13 protein-coding genes and 1 other RNA gene are annotated in these 14,291 nt (G+C 64.7%); 10 read left to right on the top strand and 4 right to left on the bottom strand.

The window, feature by feature from the left end:
- The first annotated feature begins 121 nt into the window (after positions 1-121).
- Genes AC5ZGW_RS07560 through AC5ZGW_RS07540 form a run of 5 tightly spaced genes read left to right on the top strand, consistent with a single transcriptional unit; the run spans position 122 to position 3,890 of the window.
- The gene (locus tag AC5ZGW_RS07560; protein ID WP_130227684.1) at positions 122-943 is read left to right on the top strand and encodes an ABC transporter permease; all 822 of its coding nucleotides are present in this window, start codon (positions 122-124) and stop codon (positions 941-943) included.
- Positions 940-1,746, top strand: coding sequence for an ABC transporter permease (locus AC5ZGW_RS07555; protein WP_130227683.1), 807 nt, complete (start codon positions 940-942; stop codon positions 1,744-1,746). Before AC5ZGW_RS07560 ends, AC5ZGW_RS07555 begins: the two co-directional genes overlap by 4 nt.
- Complete coding sequence (locus tag AC5ZGW_RS07550) at positions 1,743-2,501, top strand: ABC transporter ATP-binding protein (protein WP_028168081.1); 759 nt, start codon at positions 1,743-1,745, stop codon at positions 2,499-2,501. Before AC5ZGW_RS07555 ends, AC5ZGW_RS07550 begins: the two co-directional genes overlap by 4 nt.
- Positions 2,498-2,830 carry a hypothetical protein gene (locus AC5ZGW_RS07545; RefSeq protein WP_130227682.1) on the top strand — a complete coding sequence of 111 codons (333 nt, stop codon included), beginning with the start codon at positions 2,498-2,500 and terminating at the stop codon, positions 2,828-2,830. The genes AC5ZGW_RS07550 and AC5ZGW_RS07545 overlap by 4 nt, the downstream gene beginning before the upstream one ends.
- Positions 2,831-2,834: 4 nt before the next feature.
- Positions 2,835-3,890 carry an ABC transporter substrate-binding protein gene (locus AC5ZGW_RS07540; protein ID WP_130227681.1) on the top strand — a complete coding sequence of 352 codons (1,056 nt, stop codon included), beginning with the start codon at positions 2,835-2,837 and terminating at the stop codon, positions 3,888-3,890.
- Between the two features lie 288 nt (positions 3,891-4,178).
- Here AC5ZGW_RS07540 and AC5ZGW_RS07535 read toward each other — a convergent pair whose 3' ends face one another.
- Entirely contained in the window at positions 4,179-4,820 is a 642-nt protein-coding gene (locus tag AC5ZGW_RS07535) for a TetR/AcrR family transcriptional regulator (RefSeq protein ID WP_130227680.1), read from the bottom strand.
- A gap of 186 nt (positions 4,821-5,006) precedes the next feature.
- On the opposite strand from AC5ZGW_RS07535, the gene AC5ZGW_RS07530 reads away from it, so the two are divergent.
- From AC5ZGW_RS07530 to AC5ZGW_RS07520, 3 genes are all read left to right on the top strand, one after another.
- Positions 5,007-6,305 (top strand): HlyD family secretion protein, encoded by a 1,299-nt coding sequence (locus AC5ZGW_RS07530; protein ID WP_130227679.1) that lies wholly within the window; start codon positions 5,007-5,009, stop codon positions 6,303-6,305.
- 42 nt (positions 6,306-6,347) lie between these two features.
- The gene (locus AC5ZGW_RS07525) at positions 6,348-7,934 is read left to right on the top strand and encodes a DHA2 family efflux MFS transporter permease subunit (protein ID WP_130227678.1); all 1,587 of its coding nucleotides are present in this window, start codon (positions 6,348-6,350) and stop codon (positions 7,932-7,934) included.
- Between the two features lie 315 nt (positions 7,935-8,249).
- The gene (locus AC5ZGW_RS07520) at positions 8,250-10,052 is read left to right on the top strand and encodes an ABC transporter ATP-binding protein (RefSeq protein WP_130227677.1); all 1,803 of its coding nucleotides are present in this window, start codon (positions 8,250-8,252) and stop codon (positions 10,050-10,052) included.
- A 72-nt stretch (positions 10,053-10,124) separates the two neighbouring features.
- Here AC5ZGW_RS07520 and AC5ZGW_RS07515 read toward each other — a convergent pair whose 3' ends face one another.
- From AC5ZGW_RS07515 to rnpB, 3 genes are all read right to left on the bottom strand, one after another.
- Entirely contained in the window at positions 10,125-11,060 is a 936-nt protein-coding gene (locus tag AC5ZGW_RS07515) for a DMT family transporter (protein WP_130227689.1), read from the bottom strand.
- Positions 11,061-11,133: 73 nt separating this feature from the next.
- Complete coding sequence (locus AC5ZGW_RS07510) at positions 11,134-11,877, bottom strand: sulfite exporter TauE/SafE family protein (RefSeq protein ID WP_130227688.1); 744 nt, start codon at positions 11,875-11,877, stop codon at positions 11,134-11,136.
- A 202-nt stretch (positions 11,878-12,079) separates the two neighbouring features.
- Positions 12,080-12,505: RNase P RNA component class A (gene rnpB, locus AC5ZGW_RS07505), an RNA gene on the bottom strand.
- Positions 12,506-12,654: 149 nt separating this feature from the next.
- Here rnpB and AC5ZGW_RS07500 point away from each other — a divergent pair.
- The gene (locus AC5ZGW_RS07500) at positions 12,655-13,008 is read left to right on the top strand and encodes a YciI family protein (protein WP_130227676.1); all 354 of its coding nucleotides are present in this window, start codon (positions 12,655-12,657) and stop codon (positions 13,006-13,008) included.
- A gap of 39 nt (positions 13,009-13,047) precedes the next feature.
- Positions 13,048-14,283 (top strand): RNA polymerase sigma factor, encoded by a 1,236-nt coding sequence (locus AC5ZGW_RS07495; RefSeq protein WP_130227675.1) that lies wholly within the window; start codon positions 13,048-13,050, stop codon positions 14,281-14,283.
- Positions 14,284-14,291: the final 8 nt, after the last annotated feature.

Genomic DNA, 14,291 nt, shown 5'->3' with positions numbered 1-14,291 from the left:
GCGATTGCGCGACATCACAATTTGCGCAACATGAGGCATGGCGTCGCGTGTCTAAGGCGGCACGGACGCGATAAACGACAATAAAGGCCGGCAAAGGCTGCATCATATCAGGGGAGGCGGCATGGAGGTGACGCGCAGTCTGAAGCGGCGATCGCCGTGGCTTGCGCGCAGCGTCAATTCGCTCGCGGGGGCTGCGATGTTCGTTGCCCCGCTACTTGCGCTGGTTGCGATCTGGGCCATCGTCGTTCCGCTGTTCGATATCAATCCGCGGGTCTTCCCCTCTGTTGGCGCGGTCGGCACGGCCGCGATGGATTCGATCCGCGACGGCACGCTGCTTGCCCATGTCGGCGCGAGCCTGCTGCGCGTCGGCCTCGGCACGCTGATCGGCGTCGTCACCGCCGTACCGCTCGGGATCGCGATGGGCGTGAGCCCGACGGTTGCCGCGTTCCTGACGCCGCTGTTCCGCTTCTTCTCCGTGCTCGCCGGCATCGCCTGGATTCCGATCGCCACGCTCTGGTTCGGCTATGGCTTCGGCGCCATCGTCTTCGTGATCTTCAACGCCGTGTTCTTCGTCGTCGCCTACAACACGCTGCTCGGCGTCAAGACCATCCCGCACACGCTGCGCAACGCCGCAAGCTCGCTCGGCGCCGGCCGCTGGGCCTTGCTGACGGAAGTGCTGCTGCCGGGCGCGCTGCCGAACATCGTCACCGGCGTTCGCACCGGGCTCGGCTTTGCCTGGCGCGGCCTGATCGCGGCCGAGATGATCGCGACCAATGTCGGGCTCGGCTACATGCTGTTCGTCGCTCGCGATTTCTACCGCACCGAGGTCATCGTGTTCGGCATGATCGTGATCGGCGTGCTGTGGCTCTTGATCGACCGTCTGCTGCTGGTCCCGCTGGAGCGCGCGACCATCGAGCGCTGGGGCATGGTGAGACGCGCATGAATGTTCTGTTGCAGTGCTGGAGCGGTTACGCACGGATGACGCGGCGCTGGCCAGCGCTCGCGGCCATCATCCCCTTCATTCCGGTGGTGGCGCTCTGGAGCGCGGTTGCCGCAGCCGGCATCTTTCCGCGTGCGTTCTTCCCCGGCCCGGTCGATGTCGTGAACTCTTTCGTCACGCTGACCTACAAAGGCATCCTGCCGGATTATCTCGGCGACAGCGTGATCCGCCTGTTCACCGGCGCCGCCGTCGGCATGGCGCTCGGGATTCCCTTGGGCGTATTGATCGGCACCAGCCGCTGGGCGCATCGCATCTGCTGGCCGATCCTGTTGTTCTTCCAAGCGATCGGCGACATCGCCTGGCTGCCGATCCTCCTGATCTGGTTCGGTTTCGGGCTCACGACGATGACCTTCGTCATTGTCTACACCGTGCTGTTCCCGGTCGTGCTCAACACCGTGCTCGGCGTCGAATCGGTGCCGCGCGATCTCGCGCGCGCCGCACGCAGTCTCGGCGCCTCGCCGGCGCGCGTGCTCTGGGAGGTGACGCTGCCCGGCGCGCTGCCCAACATCATTACGGGCCTACGCAACGGCCTCGGCTATGGCTGGCGCGCGCTGATCGCGGTCGAGATGATCGTCGGCACCAGCGGTATCGGCTTCATGATGTTCGATGCGCGCCGTTCCGGCTCCACTGTCGAGATCCTGCTTGGCATGATCATTCTCGGACTGCTCTGGTACATCGTGGACGCCTGGATCCTCGCGCCGCTCGAGCGCGCGACCGGCCAGCGCTGGGGATTGGTGACATCATGAAGACGCTTTCGCTCAAGAACCTCGCAAAGACCTATTTCGATCCCTATGCCGGCTCGCATGTCAACGCGGTCCACGACGTCTCGATCGACGTCGAGCAGGGAGAGTTCGTCTCCGTCGTTGGCCCGTCCGGTTGCGGCAAGACCACCATCCTCAATATGATCGCTGGCTTCATTCCCTATACCGGCGGCGAGATCCTGCTCGACGGCAAGCCGGTCAAGGGACCGGGCCCGGAGCGCGGCGTCGTGTTCCAGTCGTTTGCGCTGTTTCCCTGGAAGACCGTGCTCGACAATGTCGGCTTCGGCCCGAAGATGCGCGGCGTGCCGAAGGCCGAGCGCGACCGCATCGCGCGCGAATATCTCGCGCTCGCCGGCCTCTCGCATGCGGCGCATCGCTACCCCAATGAATTGTCCGGCGGCATGCAGCAGCGCGTCGGCGTGGTGCGCGCGCTCGCCAACAATCCGGATGTGCTGCTGATGGATGAGCCCTTCGCCAGCGTCGACGCGCAGACGCGCATGACCTTGCAGGAGGAGCTGACGCGGATCTGGCAGGAGCGCAAGCCGACGGTGCTCTTCATCACTCATGACGTGCCGGAGGCGGTGTTCCTTGCCAACCGCGTCGTCGTGCTTTCGAAGGGGCGCGTCCTCGACCAGATCGAGATCGATTTGCCGCGGCCGCGGGTGTGGGATGATCTGGTCAAGGACGACAAGTTCAAACAGCTCTCCGCGCGCGTGCTGCAGATGGTGCGCGCCGCATGAGCCTCGTCGCGCAAGCCTTCCGCTCGACCAAGGGCCGCATCGTGCTCGGCGTCATCGCCGCCTGGGCCGGCTTTCAGCTTTGGCTGACCCTGGCCGCGCCCGGCAAGATTTCGGCGGAGCTCGCCGGCACGTCCGAGAAGGTCAATGTGCAGATCGAGCTGCCATTCACGCCCGAGCGTTTCCACGTGCTCGCATTCCAGCAATATGGACGTGTCTCGGGCACTGATGAGCATTCCATTGAATTGCGTGGCGTCAAACGAACGGACCTCAACGCCGTCGCCCGGCCGTACTGGGTGAGGGCGGTGGGGCCGATAAAACCGGGAGGGTAGGAGAATGAAACGATTGTTGCTGCTCGCGATGGCGTTCGCGCTGCTCTGCACGCCGTCGGGCGCGCAGACGCTGACCAAGCTGAAGGCCGGCATGGTCACCGGCATCGACCAGATCGGATTGCCGATCGCGCTCGAGCGCGGCTTCTTCGAGAAATACGGCCTCGACGTCACCATCGCGCGGCCCTACGCCACAGGCGTCGATGCCCTCAACGCGCTGCAGGCCGGCGAGAGCGAGATCGTGCAGGTCGGCGTGCCCATGATCGGTGCGGTGCTGCGCGGCATGGATCTCGTTGCGCTCGGCAATTACAGCGGCAACGCAACCAAGGCCGGCTCGGATGCGACCATGGCGATCGTCGCACGCGAAGGCTCAGGGATCGTCAAGGGCGACCTTGCCAGCCTGAAGGGCAAGAAGATCGCGGCATCCTTCGGCACCATCAACCACCTCTATATCCTCGGCATCCTGGAGAAGGCCGGGCTGAAGCCGGAGGAGGTCACCTTGGTGAACACGCCGCCGCCGGACATGACCGTCGCGCTGCTCGCCAAGGGCATCGACGCTTTCTCCGGCTGGGATCCGTGGCCCATCGTTGCGGGCAAGGATGTGCCCGGTGCGGTCGAGATCATCCGCGGCGGCGACGTCATCTCCTATCTCGGCTTCAACGTCGCCTTGCGTCCATGGGTGCAGGCCAACGGCGACACCATCGAGAAATTCCTGGCTGCGGTCTCCGAGGCCGACCAGTGGATGCGCAAGAACCCGAAGCAGGCCGCGCAGGTCGCAACCCGTTGGATCCCTGGCCTCAAGCAGGAAATCGCCGAAGCCGCGATGCAGTTCAACATCCAGCAGGCGGACCGCCGTCTGTCAGCGAACAATTATCGCGCGCTCTTTGGCGCCGAAGACCGTCTGTCGCGGCTCGGCATCATCAAGGCGACGTTCGACGTCAACAAGCATATCGAGCCGAAATACATCCTGAAGGTGATGAAGGATCACCCCGAACTGTTCTCCGACCTGCCGCCAATCCCGGAGGCCGCGGCGATCGGTTCGGGCTACGTCTTCAAGCCGTGAGCACCTCCGATGTCATTCCGGGGCGCGCGTAGCGCGAGCCCGGAATCCATCAGGCCACAGGCGCAAGCGACGAAATGGATTCCGGGCTCGATGCTTTGCATCGCCCCGGAATGACGGCTCTCGGTGATTGCGAACAGGGACGATGGAGAGAGTTGCGACCCCAGTCTATCTCCTCACCCTGAGGAGGCCGCGCAGCGGCCGTCTCGAAGGGCGAGGCCACTAGCGGGGCCTCATGGTTCGAGACGCGCTACGCGCTCCTCACCATGAGGGGCAAAACCGGCGTCGCCGCTACGCCGGCTTCGGCCGATACGCCGCCAGGAACACGCGCGTTGCGCTGTCGACGACGGTGGCGATCTGCTCGGGCGATGGCGAGGGCTTAGCCTGGAAGATGAAAGCCTGGAACAGCGTCGCCTGGCACATCTGCATGAATTGCCAGGCAGCGAGCTCGAAATTGTCGATCGCAAGCTCGCCGTGCCCGGTGCGAGCTTCGAGATAGGTCGCAAAGCGTTTGACGTTGCTCGCGATCACCTGTTCGTAAAATCGGCTGCCGACCTCAGGCATCCGCTCGGCGATCGCCATCACCGTGCGGATCGCCGAGCCGCCGCCCGGCCGGCACAGCAGCGCGATGTAGGCCCGCCCGAATTCGGGCAGGGTGGTATCGACGTCGCGCTGCGGATCGAAATTGAAAGCCGCCTTGCTCTGCTCGATCTTCTCTTCCTCGACGATCGCCTCGAACAGCCGGCACTTGTCGTCGAAGTAGACATAAAGCGTGCCCTTGGAGACCCCGGCGGCGCGGGCGATCTCGCCCATACTGGCGCCGTCGAAACCCAATTCCAGAAACACCTTGCGGGCACCGTCGAGAATCTGTCGCCGCTTGGAGGAGTCCTCCTCGGCAACGATCTGAAGCGGGGATGTCCGGCCTGCAACCATTGGTTTAGTCTCTCGGAGAACATTTTCCGTCCGGGCTACTGTCCGGAAGCGATTTTCTCCTTAGGGTTCCTCCAAAGTAATGTAACTTGACCGAACCGTTCGGTCAATGATAGATGTTAAGACACGATGCCGCAGCGGCCGCCGGGCCTCGCTTGCGTCGTGACGGGGTAAATGAGGAGTCCGGCTATGGCCGCGGCGAGAGATCAGGCTGCACGCGTCGTTCGCTCCGAGCCGGAGGTCGAGGGCGAGTCCGTGCGCAACACATCAGCTCAGCCGGCAGAGCAGCTTCGTGGCCCCGCTCCCGAAGAAGCCAAGCGCCGGCCTGCCGAAACGCCGGTCGCGCCAGCACCGGAGCAGCCGGCAGCGCCACCAGCACAGGCCGCCGCCGCGCCAAAACCCGCCAAGCGCAGATTCGTCATGATGGGTGTGCTCGGCCTGCTCGCACTCGCCGCCGTCGGCTACGGCGTCTACTGGTTCGTTGCCGGACGCTTCTACATCTCGACCGACGACGCCTATGTGCGCGCCAACAACTCCATGCTCGGCGCGCGTGTCTCCGGCCATCTGGCGGCGATCCTGCCTGCCGACAACGCGATCGTTCGCGCCGGCGAAGTGATCTTCCGGATCGACGACGGCGACTACCGGATCGCGGTCGACGCGGCGCGCAGCAGGATCGCCACCCAGCAGGCGACCATCGAGCGCATCGGCCGCCAGGTCACCGCGTTGGAAAGCGCAGTCGAGCAGGCGCAGGCACAACTCGCCTCCGCCGAAGCGAACCTGAAGCGCTTCGGCCTCGATTTCGACCGCCAGCAGGCGCTGAGCACCAAGGGCTTTGCCTCGCGCGCCACCTTCGAAGTCTCGGAGGCAAACCGTGACCAGGGCGTTGCCGCGGTGAAGTCGGCGCAGGCCGCCTATGACGCTGCGCGCGACAATGTCGAGGTGACCAAGGCGCAGCAGAACGAGGCCCGCGCCACGCTCGCCGAACTGCAGACCCAGCTCGCCAAGGCCGAGCGCGATCTCGATTTCGCCACGGTGCGCGCGCCGGTCGACGGCACCTTCTCCAACCGTCTCGTCAATGTCGGCGACTTCATCCAGGTCGGCCAGCGGCTCGGCAATGTGGTGCCGCTCGACGATGTCTTCATCGACGCCAATTATAAGGAGACGCAGCTCAAGCGTGTCCGCCCGGGCCAGCCGGTGACGATCTCGGTCGACGCCTACGGCCACCGCAAGTTCAAGGGCGTGGTCGACAGCATTTCACCGGCCGCAGGTTCGGTGTTCACTCTGCTGCCGCCGGACAACGCCACCGGCAATTTCACCAAGATCGTGCAGCGATTGCCGGTCCGCATCCGCGTGCCGAAGAGCGTCGCGCGACAGAACCTGCTGCGCGCAGGCATGTCGGTCTACACCACCGTGGATACAAGCGAGGGTGCACACGACGCCGACAATGATGCCGATCTCGATGCACCGATGATGATTCATCCGCAGTGATAGTTTGAGCCCGGAGAACGCTCCGCGCGCAGGTGAGCAGATATGGCCGACGCCACCACCGCTTCGCCGAACATGATGAATGCCGCGGCCGCCAGCGAGCGCATCGAGCCGAAGCGGGTGGTCGCCTTCGTCATCATGGTGTTCGGGATGTTCATGTCGATCCTGGACATCCAGATCGTCTCCGCATCGCTCTCGGACATCCAGGCCGGCCTCTCGGCGAGCTCGACCGAAGTCTCCTGGGTGCAGACTGCCTATCTGATCGCCGAGGTCATCGCCATTCCGTTGTCCGGCTTCCTGTCGCGCGCGCTCGGCACGCGGCTGCTGTTCGCGATCTCCGCCTTCGGCTTCACCGTATCGAGCTTCCTGTGCGGTTTTGCCACCTCGATCGAGCAGATGATCCTCTGGCGCGCCCTGCAGGGATTTCTCGGCGCCGGCATGATCCCGACGGTGTTCGCTTCGGCCTACACGATCTTTCCGCGCTCGAAGTTCCACATCGTCGCGCCGATCATCGGGCTGGTCGCGACGCTGGCCCCGACCGTCGGACCTACGGTGGGCGGCTACATCACGGACCTGATGTCGTGGCACTGGCTGTTCTTCATCAACATCGTGCCAGGCATCGGCATCACGCTTGGCGTCCTCGCGCTGATCGATTTCGATCAGCCGAATTTCGCATTGCTCGAGCGCTTCGACTGGTGGGGCCTCTTGTTCATGGCGGGCTTCCTCGGCTCGCTCGAATATGTGCTGGAGGAAGGACCGCAATATGAGTGGCTGCAGGATACGTCGGTCGCGATCTTCGCCGCGGTCTGCTTCGTCTCAGCGATTGCTTTCTTCTGGCGGGTATTCAGCGTCGATGAGCCGATCGTCGATCTCAGGACGTTTGGCAACCGCAATTTCGCGATCGGCTGCGTGCTGCAGTTCTGCATCGGCATCGGCCTCTACGGCCTGACCTATATCTATCCGCGCTATCTCGCGGAGGTTCGCGGCTACAGCGCGCTGATGATCGGCGAGACCATGTTCGTCTCCGGCATCACGATGTTCCTGATGGCGCCGGTCGTCGGGAAGCTGATGCAGAAGGTCGATCTGCGCTACATCATCGCCTTCGGCCTCGTCACCTTCGCGCTTGGCTCCTGGCAGATGACCTGGATCACGCGCGACTATGACTTCTACGAACTCTTGGTGCCGCAGATCCTGCGCGGCATCGGCATGATGTGCGCGATGGTGCCGACCAACAACATTGCGCTGGGCACGCTGGCGCCGCATCTGGTCAAGAATGCCTCCGGCCTGTTCAACCTGATGCGCAATCTCGGCGGCGCGGTGGGACTGGCCATCATCAACCAGGTGCTGAACGAGCGCACCGACCTGCACATTTCGCGTCTGCACGATCGGGTGCATTGGGGCAATGCGACGGCGGTCGAGACGCTCAACATGTTCACCCAGCGCATGCAGGGCATGGGCGATTCCGCGATGATGGCGCTGAAGCAATTGTCGCAGATCGTGCACCGCCAGGCCGCGGTCATGGGTTATGGCGACGCCTTCTTCATGCTGACGGTGTTCTATGTCGGCCTCAGTCTTCTCGTGCTGCTCCTGAACAAGCCGTCGGCGGCGGCACCTGGCGGCGGCGGGCATTAGCGCGAAGGCGCAGCTCACGGCTTTGTCATCTTGCAAATCAGGCGTGACGCATTTATAAGCAACGCGTCGTCGCTCGAACCGGGGAGATTTGCATGATTTTGGCTTATTCGCAGATCGCGCGCCCCCGTTCGATGCTTGTGCTGGGTATTCGGTCGCACCACTGACCACCAGTTCTGACCGGGGCTGACGTCCCGGTCCTTCAAGCCTCCCAACAACTTATCGATCTTTCAACGACGCCACTGTCGCGCGCTTTTGCGCCGTCGCGCGTCAATTCAGATGGAGCCGGCCTGCGCGCGAGCGCGGCCGGATTGCGCCATGACTATTCAAACTGACAAACGTCCCGCCGCGATCCGCGTCGTGATCCCGTTCATATTCCGCCACTGGCTGAGGCAGCCCTATCGCGCCACGACCGTCTTGGTCGGCTTTCTCGGCGCCACTGTCGCCGACCTTTTCATGCCGGTCTATTCCGGCCATCTGGTCGACGCGCTTACGCTCGGCACCGCGGACCAGGCGGCGCGGCATGCGGCGATGGTTGCATTCGGCGGCATCGTCGCGCTCGGCCTGTTGTCGATCATCCTGCGGTTTATGGGGTTGCAGGCGATCGTGCCGTTCACGCTGACGACGATGTCGGATGTGGCGCGCGAGGCATTCGCGCGGGTGCAGCGGTTCTCGACCGACTGGCACGCCAATTCGTTCGCCGGCTCGACCGTGCGCAAGATCACCCGCGGCATGTGGGCGATCGACCTGCTCAACGATACCGTCCTGATGGCGCTGTTGCCGTCGCTGATGGTGCTGGTCGGCTCGATGATCCTGCTCGGATTGCACTGGCCCGTGCTCGGCGCCGTGATCGGTGTCGGCGCGGTGGTCTATGTCGCGATGACCATCGTGCTCTCGGTGAACTATATTGCACCGGCCGCGCGCGTCTCCAACGCCTGGGACACCAAGGTCGGCGGCACGCTGGCGGACGCGCTCACCTGCAACGCGGTGGTGAAATCGTTCGGCGCGGAAGCGCGTGAGGATGTGCGGCTTGCCGGTGTCATCGCCCGCTGGCGCAGGCGGGTGCTGCGCACCTGGCTGCGCTACAACGCAACCAATATGGCGCAGCTCGCGGTGCTCCTGTGCTTTCGCGCGTCGGTGATCGGCGGCGCCATCCTGCTGTGGCTTGCCGGGCGCGCCTCGCCGGGCGACGTCACCTATGTGCTGACGAGCTACTACGTCATCCACGCTTACTTGCGCGACGTCGGCATGCACATCAACAACCTGCAGCGTTCGGTCAACGACATGGAGGAGCTCGTCACCATCCATGGCGAGCCGCTTGGCATCGTCGATGCGCCCGACGCAAAGCCGATCGACGTCCAGGGTGGAAGGATCACCTTCGACAACGTCACCTTCCTCTACGGCGGGCATCGCACGCCGCTCTATGACGCGCTGTCGATCGATATTCGCGCCGGCGAGCGCGTGGGCCTGGTCGGCAGGTCCGGCTCCGGCAAGACCACGTTCGTGAAACTGGTGCAGCGGCTCTACGACGTCTCGGGCGGACGGATCCTGATCGACGGCCAGGATATCGCTCACGCGACGCAGCAATCGCTGCGCAGCCAGATCGCGATCGTGCAGCAGGAGCCGATCCTGTTCCACCGTTCGCTGGCGGAGAACATCGCCTACGGCCGGCCCGGCGCCAGCATGGCGGCAATTGAGCAGGCGGCGCGGCTTGCCAATGCGCACGACTTCATCATGCGGCTGCCGAAAGGCTACGGCACGCTGGTCGGCGAGCGCGGCGTCAAGCTGTCCGGCGGCGAGCGGCAGCGCGTCGCGTTGGCACGCGCGTTCCTCGCCGACGCGCCGATCCTGATCCTGGACGAGGCGACCTCGAGCCTGGATTCGGAATCGGAGGCGCTGATCCAGGAAGCAATGGAGCGGCTGATGAAGGGCCGCACCTCGATCGTGATCGCGCACCGGCTGTCGACGGTGCGCGGCCTCGACCGCATCCTGGTGTTCGATCGCGGCGAGATCGTCGAGCAGGGCACCCATGCCACGCTGACCGCGCGGCCGGGCGGCATCTATCGCAGCCTGTTCGAGCGGCAGGCGATGGAGTTCGACGAGGTCTCCGCGGCGGAGTAGTCGCCGTCATTCCGGGGCGCGCGTGAGCGCGAACTACGATGCGCAATTGCGCATCTGAGGATCTCGAGGTTCTCAGGTGCGCAAGTGCGCACCATAGTTCGGCGCTTTGCGCCGCCCCGGAACGACAGCCTTTCGCCCCCGCGTGCGCGCGCTGATCGCGACCGTCGCCACCACGGCGGCGGCGAACAGCACGACCTGCGGGGTGATCGTCTCGCCGTTGAAGAGCGAGGCGAGCACGAAGGTGACGAAGGGCTGCAACAATTGCACCTGCGAGACCCGCGCGATCCCGCCCATCGCCATGCCGGCATTCCAGGCGAAGAAGCCGATCCATTGCGAGAACAGCGCGACGTAGAGCAGACCAAGCCAGGGTTTAAGCGAGATGTGCATCGGATCGGGCGGCATCGTCAGCGCCGCCGCCGGCAGCGCGAACGGCAACGCAATCACCAGCACCCAACTGATGACTTCCCAGCCCGGCATCTCCGCGGTGAGTCGTCCGGAGAAGGCATAGCCAACGGCGGAAACCGCAACGGAGGCGAACAGGAAGAGGTCGCCCGTCGACAGCGTGCCGCCGCCGTCACGCAGCGCAAAGGCGATCACGAGCGCGGCGCCGACGACAGCGGCGACCCAGAACAACGGCCGCGGCCGCTCGTGGGTGATGGCGACCGCCACCAGCGCTGTCGCGATCGGCAGCACGCCGAGCACGACGCCGCCATGGGAGGCGTCAACCCGCTGCATGCCCTCGGCCATCAGCAGTGGAAACAGGATGGCGACGCACAGCATCACCAGCGCAAGCTGCGGCCATAGCGCCCGCCGCGGCAGCGGCCGCCGCAACACGAGCAGGAGCGCGAGCGAGCATAGACCGGCGATTGTGGTGCGGATCGCGGTCAGGGCAATCGGATCAATTTCCGCGACGGCAAGCCGCGTCGCCGGCAGCGTGCCGCCGAAGATCGCCATGCCGATGAAGCCCAGCAACAGGCCGAAACGTTCGCGCGAGGAGGACGAGGACATGATAGGCGTGGATAGCGGGTTCACTGCCCCGCGTACAGCAATCTACTCGGTGCATATGGCAGCCATGCGCGCGCTACCTCGGAGCAATTCCGCTCCACACCAGCCCGATCCCGGAGAGAAACAAAAGCCCGAGCACGATGTTTGTGAAATTCCGGTCGCTCAGCGCGTGATAGATTCGCGCGCCGAGCCAGGCGCCGGCCACCGTCGCCGGAAAGGTCACGACAGCCAGCGTGAGAACTTGCTTTGTGACGAAGCCGGCGAATGCCTGAAGCACCAGCGCCGTCGCCAGCACCGTGAAGTTGAAGGTCTGGAAAATCCCGCGCCGCTGCTCCTTGGTCCAGCCGCGCACGCTGGCCCAAAGAATCGGAAGTGGGCCGGACAGGCCGGCGAGGCCGCCAAGGATGCCGCCGGCAAATCCGATGGCGCCGTCGAACGGCTTGCTGCCAAACTTGATCGCCATTGGCCTGCGCTGAAAATAGAGCGCGGTGGGAAAGACCAGCAGAAACACGCCGATGGTCAGCTTGAAGGTGCTGGGATCGGCATGGGCAATCAGCAGCGTGCCGAGCGGCACGCCGGCCAGCCCGCCGACCACAAATGGCCAGACCAGCCTGAAATCGATCGAGCGCCAGATCGAGGGCAGGGTCGTGAGCTGGCCGACGACCGAGCAGATCAGGACCAAAGGCACGGCAACCGCAGGCGGCGCAACGTAGAGCCAGATCCCCAGCGCCATCAGCGCGGTGCCGAAGCCGGCAAGGCCGGATACGAAGCCCCCGGCCAACGCGCCGACAAACAGCACCGCCAGCGCGAATCCGCCCATCATCGTCTTGTTCTCATTGTCATTGGCCCGACGTTTACACGACGTGCCCGGTAGGTACCATGGCCGTGACTCGCGACGTCATTTCACGGCGCCCCAAAAATGGCGAGGGGTCCGGCGTGTTGCGCCGAACCCCTCATTTGGTCCACCAAGAGGCGTTTTCTTCACGCGAACCGGAAACCCACTTCGCTTGAAAACGCTTTAGAACATCAGCCGGCCTGTAAGCCGGGTTCTGTAGGGCACCATTCTCGCGAATGGTACGTGACGGCCATTCCTCTGGGACCGCCTTTGCAGACGGCCTCGAGCAACCTACCCGGACGGCGGGCCTGACATCGCCCTGCAGCGTTATCGCTTGCGCGAACAGCCTGCGGTGCCGTCCCTATTCGGTTTTGCTCCCGGTGGGGTTTGCCATGCCGTCTCCGTTGCCGGAAACGCGGTGCGCTCTTACCGCACCTTTTCACCCTTGCCGCGCCGGAGCCCCGAAGGGCGAAGGCGGGCGGTTCGTTCTCTGTGGCACTTTCCCTGGGGTTGCCCCCGCCGGACGTTATCCGGCACCGCATGTCGATGGAGCCCGGACTTTCCTCCCCCGCGGCCTTTCGGCGCTTGCGGGAGCGGCCGTCCGGCCGACTGACGCCAGTAGGCATGGGGGTTTGTGGCCGCAAGGTCAAGGCGAAAGCGGCCTGCGGAACCCTCAAAATAAACTATCCTGAAGATGTCGTTTTGCGTCGGCCCCGCTCGACTGGATGTCGGCGATCCAGCCGATGAAAAGGAGACTTCGCGATGCAGTATCTGTTGATGATCTACCAGAATGAGGTCGAGTACGCGAAACTCGACGCGGCAACGAGTCAGAAGATGATGGAGGAATACGGCAAGTTCACCCAGTCCATCATCCAGAGCGGCAATTTCAAGGCCGGCGACCGGCTGCGGCCGACGACGACCGCGACCACGGTGCGCGTGCGCGACGGCAAGGCGCTGACGACGGATGGCCCGTTCGCGGAGACGCGCGAGCAACTCGGCGGCTACTATCTGATCGAAGCCAAGGACCTCGACACGGCGCTCGCGATCGCCGCGCGCATCCCGAGTGCGAGGCTCGGCGCGATCGAGGTGAGGCCGATCTGGGTGTATGATAAGTGATGGCCTAGCGCCGCCACTCCGGGGTAATGGCGTCACCGTATGACTCCGACCCAGATCGAAAAGATCTTCCGCGACGAGGCGAGCCGGGCGCTGGCGACGCTGATCCGCCTCGTCGGCGATTTCGATCTTGCGGAGGACGCGCTGCAGGAGGCATTCGCGGCGGCGCTTGAGCGCTGGCATGCGGGCGAGTTGCCGGAGAATCCACGGGCGTGGCTGGTCAATGTCGGCCGCAACAAGGCGATCGATCGCATCCGCCGCAATGCCGTCTTCCGCGGCAAGCAGCAGGAGCTGACGCACGAACTTCTGCTCAATGCGTCCGCGCCTTCCGAGCTTGCCGATGCCACGCTCGACGACGACATGCTGCGGTTGATCTTCACCTGCTGTCATCCGTCATTTGCCGACGAGGTGCAGGTCGCGCTGACGCTGCGCACGGTTTGCGGCCTCTCGACGGCCCAGGTCGCGCGCGCCTTCCTCGTCAGCGAGGACGCAATGGCGCAGCGGCTCTTGCGCGCGAAGCAGAAGATTCGCCTCGCCGGCATTCCCTATGAGGTGCCGGAGCGGGAGGCGCTGGAGCCGAGGCTGCGCGGCGTGTTGGCGGTGATCTATCTCGTCTTCACCGAAGGCTATGTGGCGACCTCCGGCGAGGACCTGATGCGCCCGGATCTGGCGCGCGAGGCGATCCGGCTAGCGCGGCTGATCGATGCACTGATCCCCGGCCGCGGCGAGATCAAGGGACTGCTAGCATTGATGCTGCTGCACGACGCGCGCCGCGCCGGCCGCGAAACCGCAGGCGGCGACATCGTGCTGTTGGAGGAGCAGGATCGCTCGCTGTGGGACATCAGCCAGATCGCCGAAGGCCTGCGATTGGTGGAGGAAGCGCTGCGCATGCCCGGCCGGCCGCAATCCTACACGGTGCAGGCCGCAATCGCGGCGCTGCATGCCCGCGCGCCGAGTTATAATGACACCGACTGGCCGCAGATCGCCGGCCTCTATGAAGTGCTGCTCCGCATCAGCCCCTCACCGGTGATCGAGCTGAACCATGCCGCGGCGGTGTCGATGGTCGACGGCCCGGCGCGCGCACTCGATTTGATCGACGCGCTGGAAGCGCGCGGCAGCCTCAAGGGTTACGAATTGCTGCCGGCTGTCCGCGCCGATCTGCTGCGCCGCCTCGGCCGCACCGACGCCGCGCGTCAAGCGTATCGGGCGGCAACCGCCGCGACGCAACTGGAGCCGCTGCGCCGGCTCTATGCGCGGCGCATCGCGGAGATGGGGTGATGGCCTCC

The sequence above is a fragment of the Bradyrhizobium sp. Crot121 genome, assembly GCF_059512385.1.
Note: the sequence above shows the minus strand (reverse complement) of the source record. Positions and strands in the feature narration are given on the sequence as shown.

Coding starts and splice junctions, on each gene's coding strand:
- AC5ZGW_RS07560 (WP_130227684.1), top strand. CDS start 122: ATGGAGGTGACGCGCAGTCTGAAGCGGCGATCGCCGTGGCTTGCGCGC.
- AC5ZGW_RS07555 (WP_130227683.1), top strand. CDS start 940: ATGAATGTTCTGTTGCAGTGCTGGAGCGGTTACGCACGGATGACGCGG.
- AC5ZGW_RS07550 (WP_028168081.1), top strand. CDS start 1,743: ATGAAGACGCTTTCGCTCAAGAACCTCGCAAAGACCTATTTCGATCCC.
- AC5ZGW_RS07545 (WP_130227682.1), top strand. CDS start 2,498: ATGAGCCTCGTCGCGCAAGCCTTCCGCTCGACCAAGGGCCGCATCGTG.
- AC5ZGW_RS07540 (WP_130227681.1), top strand. CDS start 2,835: ATGAAACGATTGTTGCTGCTCGCGATGGCGTTCGCGCTGCTCTGCACG.
- AC5ZGW_RS07535 (WP_130227680.1), bottom strand. CDS start 4,820: ATGGTTGCAGGCCGGACATCCCCGCTTCAGATCGTTGCCGAGGAGGAC.
- AC5ZGW_RS07530 (WP_130227679.1), top strand. CDS start 5,007: ATGGCCGCGGCGAGAGATCAGGCTGCACGCGTCGTTCGCTCCGAGCCG.
- AC5ZGW_RS07525 (WP_130227678.1), top strand. CDS start 6,348: ATGGCCGACGCCACCACCGCTTCGCCGAACATGATGAATGCCGCGGCC.
- AC5ZGW_RS07520 (WP_130227677.1), top strand. CDS start 8,250: ATGACTATTCAAACTGACAAACGTCCCGCCGCGATCCGCGTCGTGATC.
- AC5ZGW_RS07515 (WP_130227689.1), bottom strand. CDS start 11,060: ATGTCCTCGTCCTCCTCGCGCGAACGTTTCGGCCTGTTGCTGGGCTTC.
- AC5ZGW_RS07510 (WP_130227688.1), bottom strand. CDS start 11,877: ATGGGCGGATTCGCGCTGGCGGTGCTGTTTGTCGGCGCGTTGGCCGGG.
- AC5ZGW_RS07500 (WP_130227676.1), top strand. CDS start 12,655: ATGCAGTATCTGTTGATGATCTACCAGAATGAGGTCGAGTACGCGAAA.
- AC5ZGW_RS07495 (WP_130227675.1), top strand. CDS start 13,048: ATGACTCCGACCCAGATCGAAAAGATCTTCCGCGACGAGGCGAGCCGG.